Origin of the sequence: Salinisphaera hydrothermalis C41B8 (assembly GCF_000732535.1) — a bacterium.
Classification (GTDB): domain Bacteria; phylum Pseudomonadota; class Gammaproteobacteria; order Nevskiales; family Salinisphaeraceae; genus Salinisphaera; species Salinisphaera hydrothermalis.
Window position 1 is genome coordinate 73,691 of sequence record NZ_APNK01000014.1, and the last position, 17,494, is coordinate 91,184.

Consider the following 17,494-nt stretch of genomic DNA (forward strand, 5'->3'; position numbering starts at 1 on the left):
ATGGCGCCTATCGCCTGTAGGCCATACCTTGGCATCTCGTTCGGTGGGATGACGCTTAGGTGGCAGCTTGGCTCGCTGCGGTCGGCTCGGCGAGCGGGGATTTGCCATGCTCGAAGGCCAGGACGTAGTCCGACAGCGCCGAGGCGACCAGCTCGGCACAGATCGCGGCGCGAATGACGAGCCGACGCTCGGCTTGGCCGTCGAGCGCGACGCCGTGCGCCAGCAGTCGCTCGGCCAGCTGGTGAATGGCCTGGGCGCGATCGGCGATTTTGTCGATCGAGCCCGGCCGCCGCCCGGCGAACAGCCCCCGCAAGGCATCCATTTCGGCGCGCACGCCGTCGTCGAGCGTTTGCGGCAGCGAGACGCGCTCGGCCAACACGACCAGCGAGCGGGCCTCCAGGCCGATATTGATCGCGGCCAACACCGCCTGGCGCGCGGAAAATCGGAACGGTTCCTCGATTTCGCTCAGCGCGAGTGCATTCAGCCGATCGTACATGCGGGTTTCGAAGCGCTCGCGCGTATGCCGTCGTCCGTCGGCCAGTTCGTCGAATACGCCCCGCATCTGTTCACGCAGGCGCTGGCGCGGCGACACCGGCAACACGATCTTGAATGCAAGCACGGTCAGGCCGATGGCGCCGAAGATGCCGAGCACGATCTGGATATAGGTCGTGAAGCTGGGCAGGGCGCCGTTCTGGACGTGTACCAGCAGCGAAAACATCACCACCGAGATCCGTCCGGGCAGGGCCAGGCCCGGATCGGGCACGGCCATCGCCAGCCCGCCCACGAACACCACCGGCAGCATCGCCAGCATCAGCATGGCGAAGCCGGCGGCCTGCGGCAGGACCAGAAAATCGATGACGAACGCCGCGGTCGCGGCCATGGCCAGGCCCTTGGCGAATCCGCCGGCGGCCGCCACCGGGTTGGGCAAGGTGGCGAATATCGTGGTCAGCGCCGAGAGCAGGATCATCAGCAGTACGGCCGGCAGCTGGTTGTGGAAATTGACCCAGAACACGCCGCCCAGCGAGACCGCGGTCAGCGTGCGCAGACTGTTGCGCAAGGCCTGGCGCACATCCATCGGCTGGCCGAATTCTGAGCGCCGCGAAATGTGATCACTAGGATGTTCGCGCTCGGCGATCAACAGGCCATGCGTGGTCATTGCGGCGCGCCCGCGGCTGGCCAGACCCAGCGCCCGGCTGAGTACCACGTAGTCGGCGAGACTCCGAGGCTGGCCATGTTCGGCGGGTTCGTCGGCGAGCGCGCGGATTGCATCGTGGGCATCGTTGAACGCCTGTTTCGCGCCCTGGGCGTCTTCCGGATGCGCCGATAGCCGCTGCGCCGGCTCGGCGAGCGCGGCGACCGGTCGCGTATCGACGGTGTCGGTTCGGCCCGCCAGATAGATATGCAGAGACGAGGTCGCGCTGATCAGCGAGAGGATGTCGTAGTCCAAGCGTCGGGACAGGCGGTCGAAGTTGGCGAACTGTGGCGCTTCGTAGCGCAAATACTGGCGGGTCTGTTCCAGAGCCAGGGTCTGGGCGGCCAGCGCCTGAAGCGCAGGGTGCGGATCGTCGTCCGCACTCGGTTGCCCCGGCGCGGCGGGCTGGCGCGACGATAATGCGGCCAGGCCGACGAACTCGCGGCCCAGATCGCGCAGCAGGGCAAGCCGGCTGTTGAAGTAGTTGCGGATGCCGGTGGGCGGGGAAAACAGTACGTTGACCGCCGCGGTCACCAGTGCCGCCAGCACGCATTCGGATACCCGTGCCACCGCAATATCGAACGGCGGCGTCGATAGCGAATGTGACAACATCACGGTCACGCCGGCGATGAACCCCGCAATGGCGAAGCCATAGGACAGGTTGTTGCGCAGCAGATTGGCCCAGAACGCACAGAAGGCGACCCAGAGCGCGAGCGCCGCCGCACTGAGCTCGTAGTACTGGCCGAAAAAACCCATGATCGCCAGGCCGGCACAGCCGGCCACGATGGTGCCGGTGGCCCGCGCGAAGCCTCGGGCCACGGCCATGCCGGGCACCGGCTGGATCATCACCGCCACTTCCAGCGATGCCCAGTACGGCCGGTCGAGTTCCAGCCACATCGATAGATACAACGCCAGGGCGATCGCCAAACACAGCCGCAGGGCAAATAACAGCTGATCGGTGGAGGGGGTAAGCAGCCAGGCCAGACGCTTCATGCGCGTTACTATGCCGCTTAGTGCCCTGGCGATACAGGGTTATTCATCAAGGGAGCGGCCCGGACCATGGTCGCCGCGACGGACCCGCGTCCCCGCCGGGGAACCGGAGCGGGCGCGTCCCGCGTCGGACGCGCCCTGTGCGGCTCAGACCTCCGGCTTGGCCCACTCCGGCAGCCGATCCCGGCAATAATCGGCGGCGCTGGGCGTATCCGCGGCGTGGAAGTCGGGCGTGTCGCCGCGTTTGCCATGGGTGTAGCGCGGGCAGTCCTTGAGCTGCCCTTTATCGTCGTAGAACACCCAGATGCCGTCTTTGCCGCCTTTGTCGTTGTAGTTGCCCGCCACCCGGAGCTGGCCGGTGCTGTCCCGGGCTTCCCAGTGTCCGACGCGCCACGCGTTGTCGTAGCGCCCCTGCCAAATCAAATCCGAGCGCGGTGAGGCAACGGTCCAGTGTCCGACGCGTTTGCCGTTGCGATAGGTCCCATGTTCGTTGATCTCGCCGTCCGGGGTATAGCCGGTATATTCGCCGTTGAGCTGGCCGTCGACGTAGTGCATCACGGCCACCCGGTTGCCGTAGCGATCGATCCGCGTCGCTTTGCCCTGCTGCTGACCGTCCGGGCCGTACCGGCCGTGTTCGACATGGCCGCGGCCGACCGGTGCGACGTAAGCACCGACCCGCTTGCCGTCGCGTTTTTCTTCCAGGTAGGTCAGACGACCGTCGTCCGCGAACTTGATCCGGCGCCGCCGCTTGGTCTCGAGATAAAGCGTCGACCGACTCTCCAGATAGCCATGACGATCGAAGCTCGCCCGGACGAGCCGGCGATCGTTGCCTTCGCCGGTGCGATAGACGTGCCGCAGCAGATGGCCGGTGCGCGAATTGAAGCGTTTGCGCTCGATGATCTCTTCGCTGCCGTCGTCGGCATAGACGATGGTTTCCGACGGTTTGCCGGAACGGCTGTAGGAGTGCGAGGTACCCACGCGCTTGCCGTCTTTGTAATGCTCGATTCGGCGCAGTTGGTCCGAATTGCGGTAGAAATAACGCGCGGTGCCGTCGGTCTTGCCGGCGCTATAGTGGATCTCGTGCTCCAGCTGGCCGCCGCTGTAAAAACGGAACCAGCCGTCGGGCCGGCCTTCGTGATAATGCGTCTGCGCGATCCGTTCCGTTTTGTCGCCGTAATGCACGTACTTTTCGGCGACGCCCTCCAGCGCATCGTTATGGTAGTGCTTGCGCCAGTACAGATGGCCCTGGACGTAGGTCTTTTTCAGCCCCTCGCGTTGACCGTCGACATAGTGCGTTTCGGTATCCAGGCGGCCTTTGCGATCGAAAAATCGGCTCCAGCCATCGCGTTTGCCGTGGGCGTATTCGGTCTTGGTCCTGACCGCCCCGTCGCGCCGGTAGGTCGTGATGAGGCCGTCGAATTTTCCGGCGGCATCGTACTGGCCGCTTTCCTGCCGGGAATGATCGTCGTCGCGATAGGTCGTGTATTCGCCGACGAAATGAGTGTCGTCGGCCGCATAATCGGCGGCGTTGATATGGCCACGATAGATTTTACCGCCGTCGTCGATGTCATCGATCGCGATCGGCCAGGAGTCGCCGTCCTGCTTGCCAACGGTTGCTTTGTAGGCCGCCTGGCTTCGCGGCACGATGCCGTAGTCCTTGTTCAGCCAGTACACCGAATCCGATTGGGCCGCCGCCGGCGATGCGGCGGTTTGCGACTCGGGCTGGCCGGTAGCCTGGTCGGATGTGCCGTCCTGGGCCTGGCTTTGGGCCGCGATCAACAGCCCAAGCAGAATGCAGCCGTGAGATACGACGCGCTTCATTCGTAGTCTCCGAATTCCGTGTGCCAGTGCTTGTCGATGGGTTCGCCGCTGAAACGGATCGTCTGCACGCCCGCGACTCGGCCCCAGAAGCGCACGGTCCCATCGTCGGCCAGATAGTCGGCCAGCGTGGTTTTTTCGGCTTCGTCATGCCAGGAGCCCAGATGATCTCCGGGTTGGGCATCGAGCCGCATCGGCCGCAGCGGCGTCCCGCGGTCGTCGACAAACCGGAACTGCCGGAAAAACGTCGCGGCCGGCGTATCCGGGTCCACCGGCTGACCGGTGGCGTCGGCGATCTTGACCAGCCAGGGCGTATCGCCGTGTTGATAGTCGCTGCGCTGCCAGCGTGGTTGCCCCGGGCAATGCAGCGTGGTGTCCACGGTCGTGTTGTAGAAATAATGCCGTTCGCCGTCGTCGGTCGTCAGTTCCCAGTCCTGCGTCGCGGTCGTCTCGTCCGGCGCGTCGTCGCCGCCTTGGGGGCGGGACGAATCGCGGTGCTGCCACACCAACGCATGGCCGTTCAGGTCCGGGGCCTTGGCCTTGAGATGGCAGGCCTCGCCCACGCCGACCGGCAGGCGCAGCCGCAGACGGTGCAGGGCGGCGTCGCGCGGAGCGACGTCGTCGAGCGCGATGGGCTTTTGAGGAACGTCCGGCAGGCCGAAGATATGATGCAGGTCGGGTGGCGGCGCGCTGTGATCGCGATATCGCCGCTCTTCGTCGGTGAAGGTCACGGGCAGGCGCTCGAGCGTGTCGTGGTAGCGGATATAAGCCAGCGGAAAGCGCGTCGCCTCGCCTTTCACTGAATATTGCACGCGCTCGGCCAGCGGCTGGGAGATCCGATCGATCATGCCCACCTCGGCCGGCACCAGCCGTTCGCCATAGCGTGCATCGCTGGATCGGACCTCAAGCCCCTCATAGGCTTGGCTGTGATCGACGAAGAACTGGCCCTGGCCGTTGGCCAGCTCCACCCGCCATTGATGCGGCTTGCCCTCGACCGGAATCGCCCGGGCCACGGCGTCGCCGCGGCGCAGTTCGGTGGGGTGATCGGCCAGTTCGATGCTCGTGTGAGTCTGCGGGCCGAGGCCCCGACGCGTGAATACGGCTTTGACGCCGTGGATGGCCGACAGATCGGCCGCGCCCCAGCCCAGCGGCCGCAGAGTGACGCGCGTGCCGATCTTGTCGCCCGCCAGGCCGAGGCGCATCTCGTCCATCACCATCGGCAGTTCGAGCGTCTTGCCATTGGCGTCCGTGAGCGTCAGATCGGCCAGCGCGAGATGACCGGCGGCCTGGTTTTTCTTGAGGTCGTAGGGCGCGCGCAGCAGCAGTTCATGGTCCCGGGCATCGACCTTGAACATCGCGCCTTTCGAGGCGAACAGTTGCTTCGGGTTGGTTATTTTCTGGTCTTTTGCGTCCGCGGGGATATCGTCTTTGCTTTCGGGCAGCTTCAGCCGGTAGCCGGGTCGGTCGTCATCCTCGTCGCCAGCTTGCATGGCGATGTATTCGAAGCGCGACATGCTGTTGTTGCGATCGCCGGCGGCCGGATTATCGTCCAGGGCCTGCATCGACAGATCGAGATGTAGCGGGATGCGCTTCCCGTCTTTCTCGCCGGTCTGATCGGCCACTAACGCCAGTGAGCGGATCCAGCCGGTCGAACGATCGATCCGCATACGCCCTTTCAGCGCATCGAGGGTCATGGTGATGGCTTCGTCGCTGCCTGGCACGATCGGCACGCGCACCGGTTGGGCATCGGCAGCACGATCGATGGCTACGACGATCGAATCCGGGCGGACTTCGGTGACCGTCAGCTTGATCCTCGGCAGCGTCTGAAAGCCGCCCGTCGTCGTGCTGGCACCGACCTGGGCCGGCAGCGCGCTCATCACGCCGGGTGCGTTGAGCTGTTGTTGGAGTTGCTCCAGGCGGCTGACGCCGCCGTCCTCCACCAGCCGATCCCAGGCCTGTTTATTCGAGGGTTTGAACTCGGTGTCGCCGTTTTCGCCGATCGTCACATCGAAACCGTCGCGCATGGCCGCGACGATGGTTTCGTCTGCCTCCGCCCGGGTGCTGTCGAACAGCGTGCGATGACCGGATTGGCCGACCATATAGCGGGGTTCGACGTGCACCGTGGTCTGGCCGTCGCGGCGGTCTGCAACGCGATAACGCACCACGCTGTGCAGGACGACACTGCGGTCGAACACGCTTTCGCCCGGCGCGAGGCCGACTCGCAGACCGATACGGTACTGCTGAGTGTCGCCGACCGGCGGTGCGAAGCGTACGACGTTGCTCGGCCCGCTGCGAAGCCAGAGCACACCGGCGACGATCGCGATCAATACGGCGGCCACACTCGCGCCGGCGATCCAGACTTTCTTGGACAAGAAACCCCAAATGAGATAGCGCCGAATAGCGTCAATCCGCGCCGATCGAACACGATTCTCGAGTGAATGGTCGCGATGCCACCGACATCACGGTGCCAAACCTAGCAGCAAAATCCGGCGACATCAGCAAACCGTTGGGCGCCATATACTAGAGCGCGTTAATTTTCCGTAACATTTCGGGGTTGCCAGTCGCCAACCGGGGCATCCGGGGCGGGGTCGCCGCGCTCGTATGCGGGGTCGATCAGCCGGCGGTCGGGCGCGTTGCACGCCGAGCAGAGTGACTGTCCCGATGATGAGTGACGGCCCGGCCAGCCGCGGCATGGCGGCGCCTGCGCCAGGATCGGTCGCCTATTCCGAGCGACCAGCGCCATGGCCTGAATTGCAGTGCGTTGTGTTGCAGTTTGGCTGCAGGCCGATTGCAATGGGGAAGGGCGCCGACTGTCGCGACCGCTTGTTATGCGCGCTTCAATGGCAGCGCCGCCGCAGGCGCCGGTCGAATCGCGACGGCCGCGGCGGCGCTCAAGAAGAGATCAGCGGCGAGGGCGCGTCAGAAATGCCATTGCATCACGATGGCGCTGGTGATGAGCAACGCCATGGCCTGATGGAAGGCCACCACCGCGCCCGGCGCCTTGGGTTTGAGGTTTACCGACTGAAACAGGATGAAGCCGATGGCGATCTGTACCAGCACGAGTGCGAACGCCACCGGATAAGTCGGCATGTACCAGCCGAGCGTGCCGAGCACCATGAGCCCGGCGAGGCCGTGCAGCGCAAAGATCCACTGCGATTTGCGCTTGGGCATGGCGAACTGCTCGATCGGCTGGCCGAAGCCGCGGCTGCCGGTGACGATACCGCCCATGAAGATCGCGAACAGCAGGGCATGGGTCGGCACGATGATCTTCAGATACAGCCCCAGTCCGATGTCGGCGTGGGCCAGCGGCACCAGATAGGCCAGGAAGACGAGATAAGCGAGCAGTCCGTGCGTGCCGTGCACGATCGCAGGGGCCCGGCCGGCGAGCACGTACAGCACACCCATGCCGAACAAGGCGGTGGTCACGATCAGACCAAGGCCGAGAAACATCTCGTATACGGGGTTCGCGATCGCCAACGCGACCCCGACCAGCCCGACCAGCGTCGCCACCACGCGATGCGCGGCCTCGGGGTCGCCGCGCAGGGTCAATATCACGATGTTCTTGGTATACGGCCAGCGCGTGCCGAGCGCCAGGCCGAAGCCGAAGCCTTCGACGATGCTGCCGAGCATGATCAATACGGCGGCGAACACGATCTGAGCCACCAACAGACCGTGCGCGATCTGTTCGCGAAGCCCTCCGGTATGGGTCAAGCCTTGATACAGCCCGAGCAGCACGCCGAAGGTCAGCGCGGCGCCAATGGCGAGGCCCACGGCCCGGACCAGCCAGGTCAGCTCGCCTTCGACGACATGATGCGGATCGGCCGCGGGATCATCGGAATGCGGGGCGGAATTCGCGTGTTCGAAAGCCATGATGTTCCTCGTCAGGGTCGGTCGGTCCGCTCGGCCGGCGCCTCGCGGCGGGGCAATGATGTATTCGATGCCTCGAACGGGCAACTGCGACGGACGGCCACCGTTGCCCGTTATGCGCGGTTGAATACGCGGCCGCAATGGATTCGGAGGCAACCCGAGCTGGCCAATACGCGACGCCGCCCCTCTCCGAGCCGCCGACGCTATATTATGCACCGCTTTGATCCCGCTGGCCGTCACCGCGGCCCGCGTAGTGCCGGCCTGGCGACTGACGGTTGCGGACGCCACGTCGGCCCGTGGTTGGGATATCGAGAGGAATGGCGGAGCGCGACGCCTGGCGAGCACGCGAGGAACGGGCGCCCAAGAGTCTTTGCGAAGGCGTTTTACGCCCACGCGAACCGCGGGCACCGGCCGTATGGCGCGGCGCCCGATTGTCGGTCAGTGCATGGTCGGCGATGAGGCGTCGGGATCTTCGATCAGCGCTTCGACATCGGCCGGGCTGAACACATAGGTGGTGTTGCAGAAATGGCACTGCGTCTCGATTTCGCCGCGCTCCTCGATCAGGCCGCGCAGCTCGTCGGCGCCAAGCTGGTGCAGGGCGGCGCCGAAGCGCTCGCGCGAGCAGGTGCAGGCGAACATCACGGGCGCCGGATCGAACAGGCGCGGCTGTTCCTCGTGAAACAGGCGATAGAGCACGTCGCGCGTGTCCAGGCCGGTGAGTTCATCGTCGGTGATGGTGGCCGCCAGATGATTCAGCCGGTCCCAGGCATCGCCGTCCGCGTCGGCCGCCAGCGAGGTGGATTCCGCCGGCAGCTTCTGCAGTAACAGGCCGGCGGCGCCCTGGTTGTCGGCGGCCAGCCAGAGCCGGGTCGGCAGCTGCTCGGACTGGGCGAAATAAGTTTCCACGCAGCCGGCGATGGTCGGTTGATCGAGCGCGACGATGCCCTGATAACGCCGGCCTTCGCGCGGGTCGAGTGTGATCACGACCTTGCCGTCGCCGAGCAGGCCGTGCAGGGAGGTATCGCCGGCCGCAGCGACGGCTTCGTGATCGAAACGGGCGATGCCGCGCAGGCGCTGAGCCCGTTCATGGTTGCCCGGGTTGGATTCGGCCATCAACAGATTGACCGCGCCGCTGCCGCGAATCTCGATGCCGAGCGTGCCGCCGAGCTTGACCGTCGCCGTCAGCAGCGCGCAGGCCGCGAGCAGCTCGCCGAGCAGATGCTGGATCGGCTCGGGGTAGTCGTGATTGGCGAGGGCTTCCTGATAGGTCGACTCGAGCTGGGCGATCTCGCCGCGCACAGCGGTCCCGTCAAAGAGAAAGCGTTGCAGTTGATCGGCGGCCATGCGACGTACTCCTGAAGTCTATGCCCGTGAGATAGGCATTGTGGGCGACTTATTCAATGTCCGCGGGCATGCCGTAGGCGGCGCTGGACGAGGGCGTTAGGTCATGCGGGCTTCGCTTTCTCGCCATAGGGCGGCCGCGAGATCCATGTCGCGGGCCGCCGCCGTGGTACGCGCCGGCTGGCGTTTCACGAAGTATTCGCCATTGAATCGTCGGGCCTCCTCGGCGGTGGCCAGCCAGATACCCGTGTCGGCGCCTTCGGCGGGGCCGATCAGCACCGAGCCCAAGGCGCGCTGGATGATGACCGGCAGTTCGCTCCACAGGCCGGTGGCCACGGGCCCCGGATGAAAACAGTTGACCGTGACCGATGTATCGGCCAGCCGACGCGCGAGTTCGCGCGTGAACAGGATGTTGGCGAGCTTGGCCTGGCCGTACGCGAATACCGCGGCCCAGTGTTTACGCGGCGCATCGAAGGTTTCGAAGCGCAGGCGACCGAGCCGATGAGCCAGCGACGCGGTCACCACGATACGCCCGGCCGGCGCCGCGATCACCGCATCGCGCAGCTTCTGTACCAGCCGGAAATGGCCGAAATGCATGATACCGATCATGGCCTCGAGGCCGTTCGGCAACGAGCGCGTGCCGTGGGTGTACAGACCGGCGTTGAGAATCAGCACGTCGATGGTCGGCATGCGCTGGAGCAATTGTTCGGCGAAACGATCGATATCGGTGAAATCGCCGAGATCCAGCGCCATGGCCTCGATCTCGGCGTCCGGGTCATCTTGGCGGATTTCGTCGGCCACGCGTTGCGATCGCGCCAGATCGCGAGAGGCGATTATGACGTGATCGCCACGGGCGGCCAGCGCGGCCGCCATCTCCCGGCCGATGCCGCTGTTGCCGCCGGTGATCAATACATTGCGCGCCATGTCGAAGCCCGGGCTGCGGATGTGATATTCGACTATCAAACATACGTGAGCGCCGCGTAAAGCGGGCCGTTCGTCCGGGTGTGTTGGGGGTTCGTGCGAGTCGGGGCCGTGGCTCGCCCAGAGCCGGCGACTCACGCCTTGCCGGGCACGATTTGCGGACGCCAACGCGGCGCTCGCACGAAACCTCAACAGACCCAGGGCGTGTTGAGGTTTCGTGCGAGTCCGCGCCAAGCGCTCCCTGAAAATTAACTAGGGGCGGCAAGACGAGGCGTAGCGACCGTGGCGTAGTTGTTCTACGCGAGAGAGCGATAACGCTGTATTGCCGTCGTGTCGTTAATTTAAGGGCCCTTGTCCCTTCGGGTTGGGCCGCCCATAAAAAATTAACTAGGGGCGCCCGGCGGCGTTGCGAGTCGGGGCCGTGGCACGCCACGACGCGGCGACTCGCGCCTTGCAGGGCACGATTTGCGGACGCCAACGCGGCGCCCGCACGAAACCTCAACACGCCCTTGTGTCTTGCCCCGGGGGGCTGATTAGCTACCAGTCCACTGTGCTCGGCCGGGGGAGCATCCACACGCCCTGAGGCCCATAGCCTGCGCGTTAGATCATGCCCCCGGTCGATTTCATCTCGATAGTTTGAATGGGTTCCAAGCCCCCGCCAGAGGCGGTGAGGCTGCACGAACAAGGAGAACGCGCGAGATGACCGCTTATATCGGTATCGATGTCAGCAAACGCAAGCTCGATGGCGCCTGGCTACGGGATCCAGCGACCGGCAAGATCAAGACCAAGGTCTGGAACAACGATGCGGCCGGGTTCGCCGCCTTGCAGGATTGGGTGGAGCACCAGACGGGCCGGCCGCTGTCGGATATCCACGTCGTAATGGAGGCCACCGGGGTCTATCACGAGGCGCTGGCCCAGACGCTCCATGCAGCCGGTGCCCAGGTCTCCGTAATCAATCCGGCGCACATTCGGGATTTTGCCAAGAGTCTGGGCGTGCGCGGCAAGAATGATAAGAAAGACAGCGTGGTGCTGGCGCGCTATGGCGCAACCCAGCAACCGGCCTTATGGGCGCCCGAGCCGACGGCCATCCGGGAACTCAAAGCGCTCGTGGCTCGTCTTGAAGCGTTGGATACCGACATCCAGCGCGAAGCCAACCGACGAGAAAAAGCCGAAGTCACTCAGGCGACCGAGGTCATGACCTCGATCGACACCGTATTGGCAGCGCTACGCGCCGAGCGCGACCGGCTGGCGCGCGATATCGATGATCATATCGACCGCCATCCCGATCTGAAAAACGATCAGCAATTGCTGCAATCGATTCCCGGCGTCGGGCCGGCGGTGTCTCTGCGCCTGATGACGACGCTGCGCAGTCGCGCCTTCGCCAGTGCCCGCCAAGCCGCTGCTTTCATCGGCGTGGTGCCGATACCCTGGGAATCGGGCGATTCCGTACGCGCCCGGCCCCATCTTTCCAAGACCGGCGCGCCCAAACTGCGGCGGTTGCTCTACATGGCCGCCGTCGTGAGCCTGAGATACACCCCGGATATCGCAGCGCAATCCCAGCGCCTGCCCCGCCGTGGCAAGCCGGCGATGAGTGCCCTCGGGGCCGCCATGCGAAAACTCGTACACACGGCCTTTGGCGTGCTCAAACACCAAATGCCGTATCAACCCCAAGCCGCTTCTCTATAGCCCTTGGGTTGGGGCACGCAAGATGGTATCTAGCATGATGACCGCCCGCGGCAACGAGGAGATCGACATGCGTGCCTACGTAATTCATGGAGCCGGCGATCTGCGTCTTGACGAGGTGCCCGAGCGCGAGCTCGGCCCCCGGGAGGTGCGTTTCGCCTTGGCCTACGGCGGGATCTGCGGCTCCGATCTGCATTATGTCGCCGAAGGCCGGGCCGGCAATTCGATCCTGCGTGATCCCATGGTGCTGGGCCACGAACTGTCCGGGCGCGTGGTGGAAACGGGGGCGGAGGTCGCCGATCTGGCGATCGGCACGCCCGTGGCGGTTAATCCCGCGTTGTCCTGCGGCACGTGTCGAATGTGTCGGGCCGGCCGCACGAATCTGTGTTTTTCCATGCGCTACATGGGCAGCGCGGCCTACCGCCCGCATACCGAGGGTGGCTTTGCCGAGCGCCCGGTAGTCGATCGCAGCCAGTGCGTCGTGTTGCCCGATGACGTCGATCTGGCCCGCGCCGCGCTGGCCGAGCCGTATTCGATCGCCGCTCATGCCGTGAACCGGGCCGGCGTGGCGCAGGCGCGCGTGCTGGTCACCGGCGGCGGCACTATCGGCGCGCTGACCGCGATCGCGGCGTTGCGCGCCGGTGCTGCCCGCGTGACCGTGGCCGATATCGAAGCCGGGGCGCGTGAGCGTGTGGCGAACTTGGCCGAGGTCGACGTGCTGGATGCGGCCGATGAGGCGGCGATCGACGCGCTGGCGGCCGATCCCTGCTTCGATGTCGCGATCGAGGCCGCCGGTGCCGCGCCGGCGTTGAACATGGCGATGCGCCTGGTCGAACCGGGTTCGCGTATCGTGCAGGTGGGGTTTCTGCCGACCGCCGGCGTCGATCTCAACCGACTGATCACGCGCGAGATCGATCTGGCCGGCAGTTATCGCTTTGTCGACGAGTTCGACTCGGCCGTGGCCGCGGTGCTGGCCGACGATCGCCTGGCTGCGGCTATCACCGGCCGGCATGCCTTCGAGGATTTCGAGGCCGCATTTGCCAGCGCGGCCGACAAGGGGCGGCATTTGAAGGTGATGATCGGCACCGCCTGATGCATCGATTGTGCCGGCCTTGGCGGATGCGTGCCGTTCGACGCATTTGTGCCCGGACATCAGCGGTTTGGCCGGTGGCGTTCAATAGCGGTCGCGTCTGGCCGGCTCGTGGCCGACTGCGGCATGATGCACGCATTGTTTTGATTTCCGGAGGCCCACATGCCAAGCCAGGGTGAGTCGCGCGGCACCGGCTCATCGCGCCGGGAATGGCCCAGCGATATCCCAGCGGTCGGCTGGGCGGCCATTCTGCGCGGTGTGGCGCGGGGTGTGGGACGGCATCAAGTCAGCATCGATGCGGCGGCGATTTCTTTTCTCGCGCTGTTTGCGATCTTCTCGGCCGTCTCGGCGTTCGTCGCGTTTTATGGGCTCCTGGCCGATCCCGCGTTCGTCGTTCAGCAGATGAAGTCGCTGTCGGGTTTCGTGCCGGCCGACGTGGTCATCTCGATGATCAACCAGATGCACAACGTGGCCACGCGCGCCGCGCCGACGCTCTGGGGGGCCGGCGTGTTCAGCCTCGTCGTCGCCGTCTGGTGTGCCCAGCAGGGCGTCGGCGCGTTGATGGTGTCGCTCAACGCGGCCTACCGCCAATCGATTGCGGTCGGCGGCTGGCGTCATTTGTTTCGTTCGCTGGCACTGGCGCTGGCGGTGATTACCGGCCTGGTGGTCGTGTCCATGCTGGCGATCGGATTTCCCATCGCCGCGCAGGTGTACTGGGGCGATCTATGGCTGTCCGAGTGCGCGCGCGCGGGCGGTATGATTCTGGGCGGCCTGATGCTGTTTTTCGGTCTGGCGGCGTTATATCGCTTCGTACCCGATCGGCCGTCGCCACGCTGGCGCTGGGTTCGGGTGGGCGCCGGGCTGGTGGTGGCCTTCTGGGCCATCGCGTCGATTCTGTTCTCGGTGTTTCTGGCCTATTCCGATTCCTATACCGCGATGTACGGCTCGTTGTCCGGCGTCGTGCTGTTGCTGACGCTCACCTACGTCACCGTAATGACGGTGCTCGTGGGCGCCGAGTTCAACGCCCAGCTCGAAGCCTACTGCGACGTGCCGCCGGAAACCTAACCCGACACCACGACAGCTGTAGGTCTAAGAAAATAAAAGAGTTTTCGTGGATAAGCGGGCCCAGCCGCCTGCTGGCTACAGTGCCGACGAGCACTGGGTGCCGGACGTGTCCCGGCCCCGGCCCTACGCGCCGAAGCAAACAGAAGACGGACAGGCCCCCGCTGTATTGCAAGCCGAGGCTTGGCCACCTTCGGCCAAGCGGGCGTCATTCGCGAGGGGTATCGCCCGGCAGATGGGGCTCTTCGCCGATCACATCCTGAACATAGGACAGTTGGATCGTCACGGCGATCACGAGGGCGATCGGCGTGGCCAGGGCGATGCCGAGCACTCCGGCGATGGCGCCGCCCAGAACCTGGACCGAGAGCAGGAACGCGGGCGCGATCGAGGCGGTGCGCCGCTGGATCAGCGGGGCCAGGACATAGCCTTCGATCAGATGAAGCGCGAGATAAAGCGCGCCGACATAAAGCATGGGCCAAACGCCGTGCATGCCGGCGATCAGCAGCGCGGGAATCGCCGAGACCAACGCGCCGAGATAAGGGATGAAGGTCAGCACGCCGGCCAACAGGCCGAGCAGCAGAGGGAACGGAATGCCGATCGCCCAGAGGCCGGCCATGCTGCCCAAGCCGACCAGACCCATGGAAATCGCTCGTCCACTCAGCCAACGGCGCACAGCGTCGGTGGCTTCATGGGCGATCAGGTCGGCTCGATGCTGGCGCGCCGGTGGAAACAGGCGAAGCAGGCCGTCGTAATAGAGGCTCGGCCGCAGCGCCAGATAGATACCGATGATCAGTACGACGAACAGATCGGTGACCGAGGTGATGGTGACGGTCGCCGCGCTCGATAATTCGCTGGTCAGATGTTCGCCCAGCGACGGCGTAGAGCCGGAGCTGCTGCCGCTCTTCGATCCCATCGACGAATCGAACAGATGGGTAGCGATCTCGTAATGGCGCAGCTTGCCCTGCAAGGCATCGATCGACTGTGCGACCTGATTCTGCAATTGAGGCGCCTGGGCGGCGACGTTCATCGTGCCCAGCGTCATCGCCGCGGCCACCAGCAGCACCATGGCCGTGATAACGCTGATCACAGCGGGGTGACGCGACAGGCCGGTCAGCTTCGAGACCAGTCGGGCCAGCGCACCGAGGCCGACGGCGACGAGGAAGGCGGCGAAGATCAGCAGCAGCGCGTGGCCGACCGTCCAGACGAACCACAGCAGGGCGATGCTGCCCATACCGGTCGCCGCCACGATCAGGCAACGGCGCCAGAAATCACGGAGGTCGCGCGTGTCGCGCTGCGATCGGATCATCGGAATCGGTCCTGTATCGTCGTCGGCCATGCTCGCGATCGCTCGCGCGGGTTGCCTCGGGTTTGCTTGCGTCATCATCGCCCGATCCGGGACCCCGGGTCATCCGGACAACTGCCCAAGCGTCGGACCGCGGGTGATATGGCAAACTGCGCGGCTGCTCCGATGCGCGATCCCGCATGGCTGAATCGACTGCCGAAACCGAGGTCACACTGCGCCGCATCCTGGCGCTGGCGGTGCCGGCGCTCGGCGTGCTCGCGGCCGAGCCGCTTTATGTGCTGATTGATACGGCGGTGGTGGGCCATCTCGGTGCCGTGCCGCTGGCCGGGCTCGCGCTCGGTGGCACCATGCTCAGCGTGCTGACCAGCCAGCTGACGTTCCTGTCCTACGGCACGACTGCGCGTACGTCGCGGCTGTACGGCGCTAACCGGCGGGCCGAGGCAGTGGCCGAGGGTGGCCAGGCCACATGGCTGGCGATCGCGGTCGGCGTGCTCGTGTTCGTGCTTGGCGAGCTGTTCGCCCACGATCTGGCCCAACTGCTCGCCGGCCGCGCGCCGATCGCCGATGCCGCGACCGAATGGCTGCGTATCGCACTGCTTGGGGCGCCGGCCATTCTGATCACGCTGGCGGGCAACGGCTGGATGCGCGGCGTCCAGGATACGGTGCGCCCGCTGCGCTATGTGCTGGCGGCCAATATCGCCTCGGCCATCGCCTGCCCGATCCTGGTTTATCCGGTCGGGCTGGGGTTGGCCGGTTCGGCGATCGCCAACGTGATCGCCCAGACCATTGCGGCGATTCTGTTCGTGATCGCGTTATGGCGCGAGCGGGCCATGACGCAGCCGAGCCTCGCAGTGATGCGGGCTCAGATGGTGCTCGGGCGCGATCTCATCCTGCGCAGCGCGTCGTTTCAGATCTGTTTTTTGTCGGCGGCCGCGGTCGCCGCGCGCTACTCGGCCGCGGCCGCCGGCGCGCATCAGATCGTCTACGAGCTATGGTCGTTCCTGTCGCTCGTGCTGGACTCGCTGGCGATCGCAGCCCAGGCGCTGATCGGCGCCGCGCTCGGCAGCGAGCGCACCGATCATGCCCGCGCCGTGGCCTGGCAGATCACCGGCTATTCCCTGCTGCTGGGCATCGCACTTGGCGCGCTCTTCGCGGCGGCTTACCCGGTGTTGCCGCATGCGTTTACCGACGACGCGGCCGTGCTGGCCCAGATCCCCTATGCCTGGTGGCTGTTCGTCGTCCAGCAGCCGGTGGCCGGCATCGTGTTCGCGCTGGACGGCGTGCTGCTCGGCGCCGGGGATACGGCGTTTCTGCGGACGACCACGCTGGGCGCCGCGCTGCTCGGCTTTCTGCCGCTGATCTGGTTGTCGTATGCCTTCGGCTGGGGGCTGCTGGGCATCTGGGCCGGCCTCACCGTATTTCTCCTCGCGCGGCTGGTGGCCACGGTCTGGCGGACGCATTCCGGCGCCTGGGCCATCGGCGGCGCCTGAGCGCCTGTTCGCGTGATCTGCCCGTCTGAGCGAGCGCTGGCGTTGTCGTAGCTGCCCCGCTTAGACGGACCCGTCGGCGTCGAGTGCGTCGCGGCTCAGTCTGGCCTGCGTCAGATAAAGTCAGAGAAAACAGGATCCTGGAACAAAAATAGCCCGGTCGTACATACGACGATCTTATTATTTGTATGTTGCACATATAAGCGCAGAGTTTAAGGGGGATCGACCCGCGGTACGAGGACCATTCCGCCGCGCCCAGCTCCGATCGTCTATGGACAGGGGGCGGCCGTCATATTGAGGAGAGGTCATGGCTCGCGCAGATATTCCCGAGAAACCGGCAGCCAAGGCGCGTTGGCTGCGCCTGATTCCGCTCACCATTCTGGTCTACATCATTTCGTTCATGGATCGAACGAATATCGGCTTCGCCTTCGATGGGATCGAGAAGTCGATGCATATTCCTGCGGCGGGCGCCGGCCTCGCCGGCGGCATCTTCTTTATCGGCTATTTGTTCCTGCAGATTCCGGGTGGGCATCTGGCCGAGCACTGGAGCGCCAAGAAATTCGTCGGGATCATGATCCTGAGGGCGTGTTGAGGTTTCGTGCGAGCCCGCGTTGGCGTCCGCAAATCGTGTCCGGCAAGGCGCGAGTCGCCGCGTCGTGGCGAGCCACGACCCAGACTCGCAACGCCGCCGGGCGCGATTTGCGGCCCAACCCGAAGGGACAAGCGCAGGTGCTGTTGTG

General features: G+C 65.3%; 12 protein-coding genes. 5 read left to right on the forward strand and 7 right to left on the reverse strand.

The features are described 5' to 3' along the window. Positions 1-55 precede the first annotated feature (55 nt). The 6 genes from C41B8_RS10765 to C41B8_RS10790 form a co-directional block, all read right to left on the reverse strand. Positions 56-2,185 (reverse strand): FUSC family protein, encoded by a 2,130-nt coding sequence (locus C41B8_RS10765; protein ID WP_037337740.1) that lies wholly within the window; start codon positions 2,183-2,185, stop codon positions 56-58. 144 nt (positions 2,186-2,329) lie between these two features. Beyond that, on the reverse strand, positions 2,330-4,003 hold the full coding sequence (locus C41B8_RS10770; RefSeq protein ID WP_037337742.1) for a toxin-antitoxin system YwqK family antitoxin: 1,674 nt from the start codon (positions 4,001-4,003) through the stop codon (positions 2,330-2,332). Further along, positions 4,000-6,372, reverse strand: coding sequence for a hypothetical protein (locus C41B8_RS10775; protein ID WP_037337743.1), 2,373 nt, complete (start codon positions 6,370-6,372; stop codon positions 4,000-4,002). Before C41B8_RS10775 ends, C41B8_RS10770 begins: the two co-directional genes overlap by 4 nt. A 547-nt stretch (positions 6,373-6,919) precedes the next feature. Beyond that, positions 6,920-7,870, reverse strand: a complete 951-nt coding sequence (locus tag C41B8_RS10780) for a COX15/CtaA family protein (RefSeq protein WP_051883393.1) — start codon at positions 7,868-7,870, stop codon at positions 6,920-6,922. 435 nt (positions 7,871-8,305) lie between these two features. Next, positions 8,306-9,211: an Hsp33 family molecular chaperone HslO gene (hslO, locus tag C41B8_RS10785; protein ID WP_037337744.1), complete on the reverse strand. Its 906-nt coding sequence runs from the start codon at positions 9,209-9,211 to the stop codon at positions 8,306-8,308. A 96-nt stretch (positions 9,212-9,307) separates the two neighbouring features. Further along, a complete protein-coding gene (locus C41B8_RS10790; RefSeq protein ID WP_037337745.1) occupies positions 9,308-10,132 on the reverse strand; it encodes an SDR family NAD(P)-dependent oxidoreductase in 825 nt (274 codons plus the stop codon). Positions 10,133-10,828: 696 nt separating this feature from the next. Here C41B8_RS10790 and C41B8_RS10795 point away from each other — a divergent pair. The 3 genes from C41B8_RS10795 to C41B8_RS10805 all read left to right on the forward strand — a co-directional run bounded on the left by C41B8_RS10795 (position 10,829) and on the right by C41B8_RS10805 (position 13,967). Then, positions 10,829-11,815, forward strand: coding sequence for an IS110 family RNA-guided transposase (locus tag C41B8_RS10795; RefSeq protein ID WP_037337746.1), 987 nt, complete (start codon positions 10,829-10,831; stop codon positions 11,813-11,815). A gap of 67 nt (positions 11,816-11,882) precedes the next feature. Beyond that, a complete protein-coding gene (locus C41B8_RS10800; protein WP_037337804.1) occupies positions 11,883-12,905 on the forward strand; it encodes an alcohol dehydrogenase catalytic domain-containing protein in 1,023 nt (340 codons plus the stop codon). Positions 12,906-13,064: 159 nt separating this feature from the next. Beyond that, positions 13,065-13,967, forward strand: a complete 903-nt coding sequence (locus C41B8_RS10805) for a YihY/virulence factor BrkB family protein (RefSeq protein ID WP_037337749.1) — start codon at positions 13,065-13,067, stop codon at positions 13,965-13,967. 205 nt (positions 13,968-14,172) lie between these two features. On the opposite strand, the gene C41B8_RS10810 is transcribed toward C41B8_RS10805, so the two are convergent. Then, positions 14,173-15,270 carry an AI-2E family transporter gene (locus tag C41B8_RS10810; RefSeq protein ID WP_198025155.1) on the reverse strand — a complete coding sequence of 366 codons (1,098 nt, stop codon included), beginning with the start codon at positions 15,268-15,270 and terminating at the stop codon, positions 14,173-14,175. A 176-nt stretch (positions 15,271-15,446) separates the two neighbouring features. Between C41B8_RS10810 and C41B8_RS10815 the strand changes: the two genes are divergently transcribed. Next, the gene (locus C41B8_RS10815) at positions 15,447-16,757 is read left to right on the forward strand and encodes an MATE family efflux transporter (protein WP_051883394.1); all 1,311 of its coding nucleotides are present in this window, start codon (positions 15,447-15,449) and stop codon (positions 16,755-16,757) included. A 304-nt stretch (positions 16,758-17,061) separates the two neighbouring features. Beyond that, entirely contained in the window at positions 17,062-17,346 is a 285-nt protein-coding gene (locus tag C41B8_RS10820; protein WP_037337754.1) for an MFS transporter, read from the forward strand. Positions 17,347-17,494 lie beyond the last annotated feature (148 nt).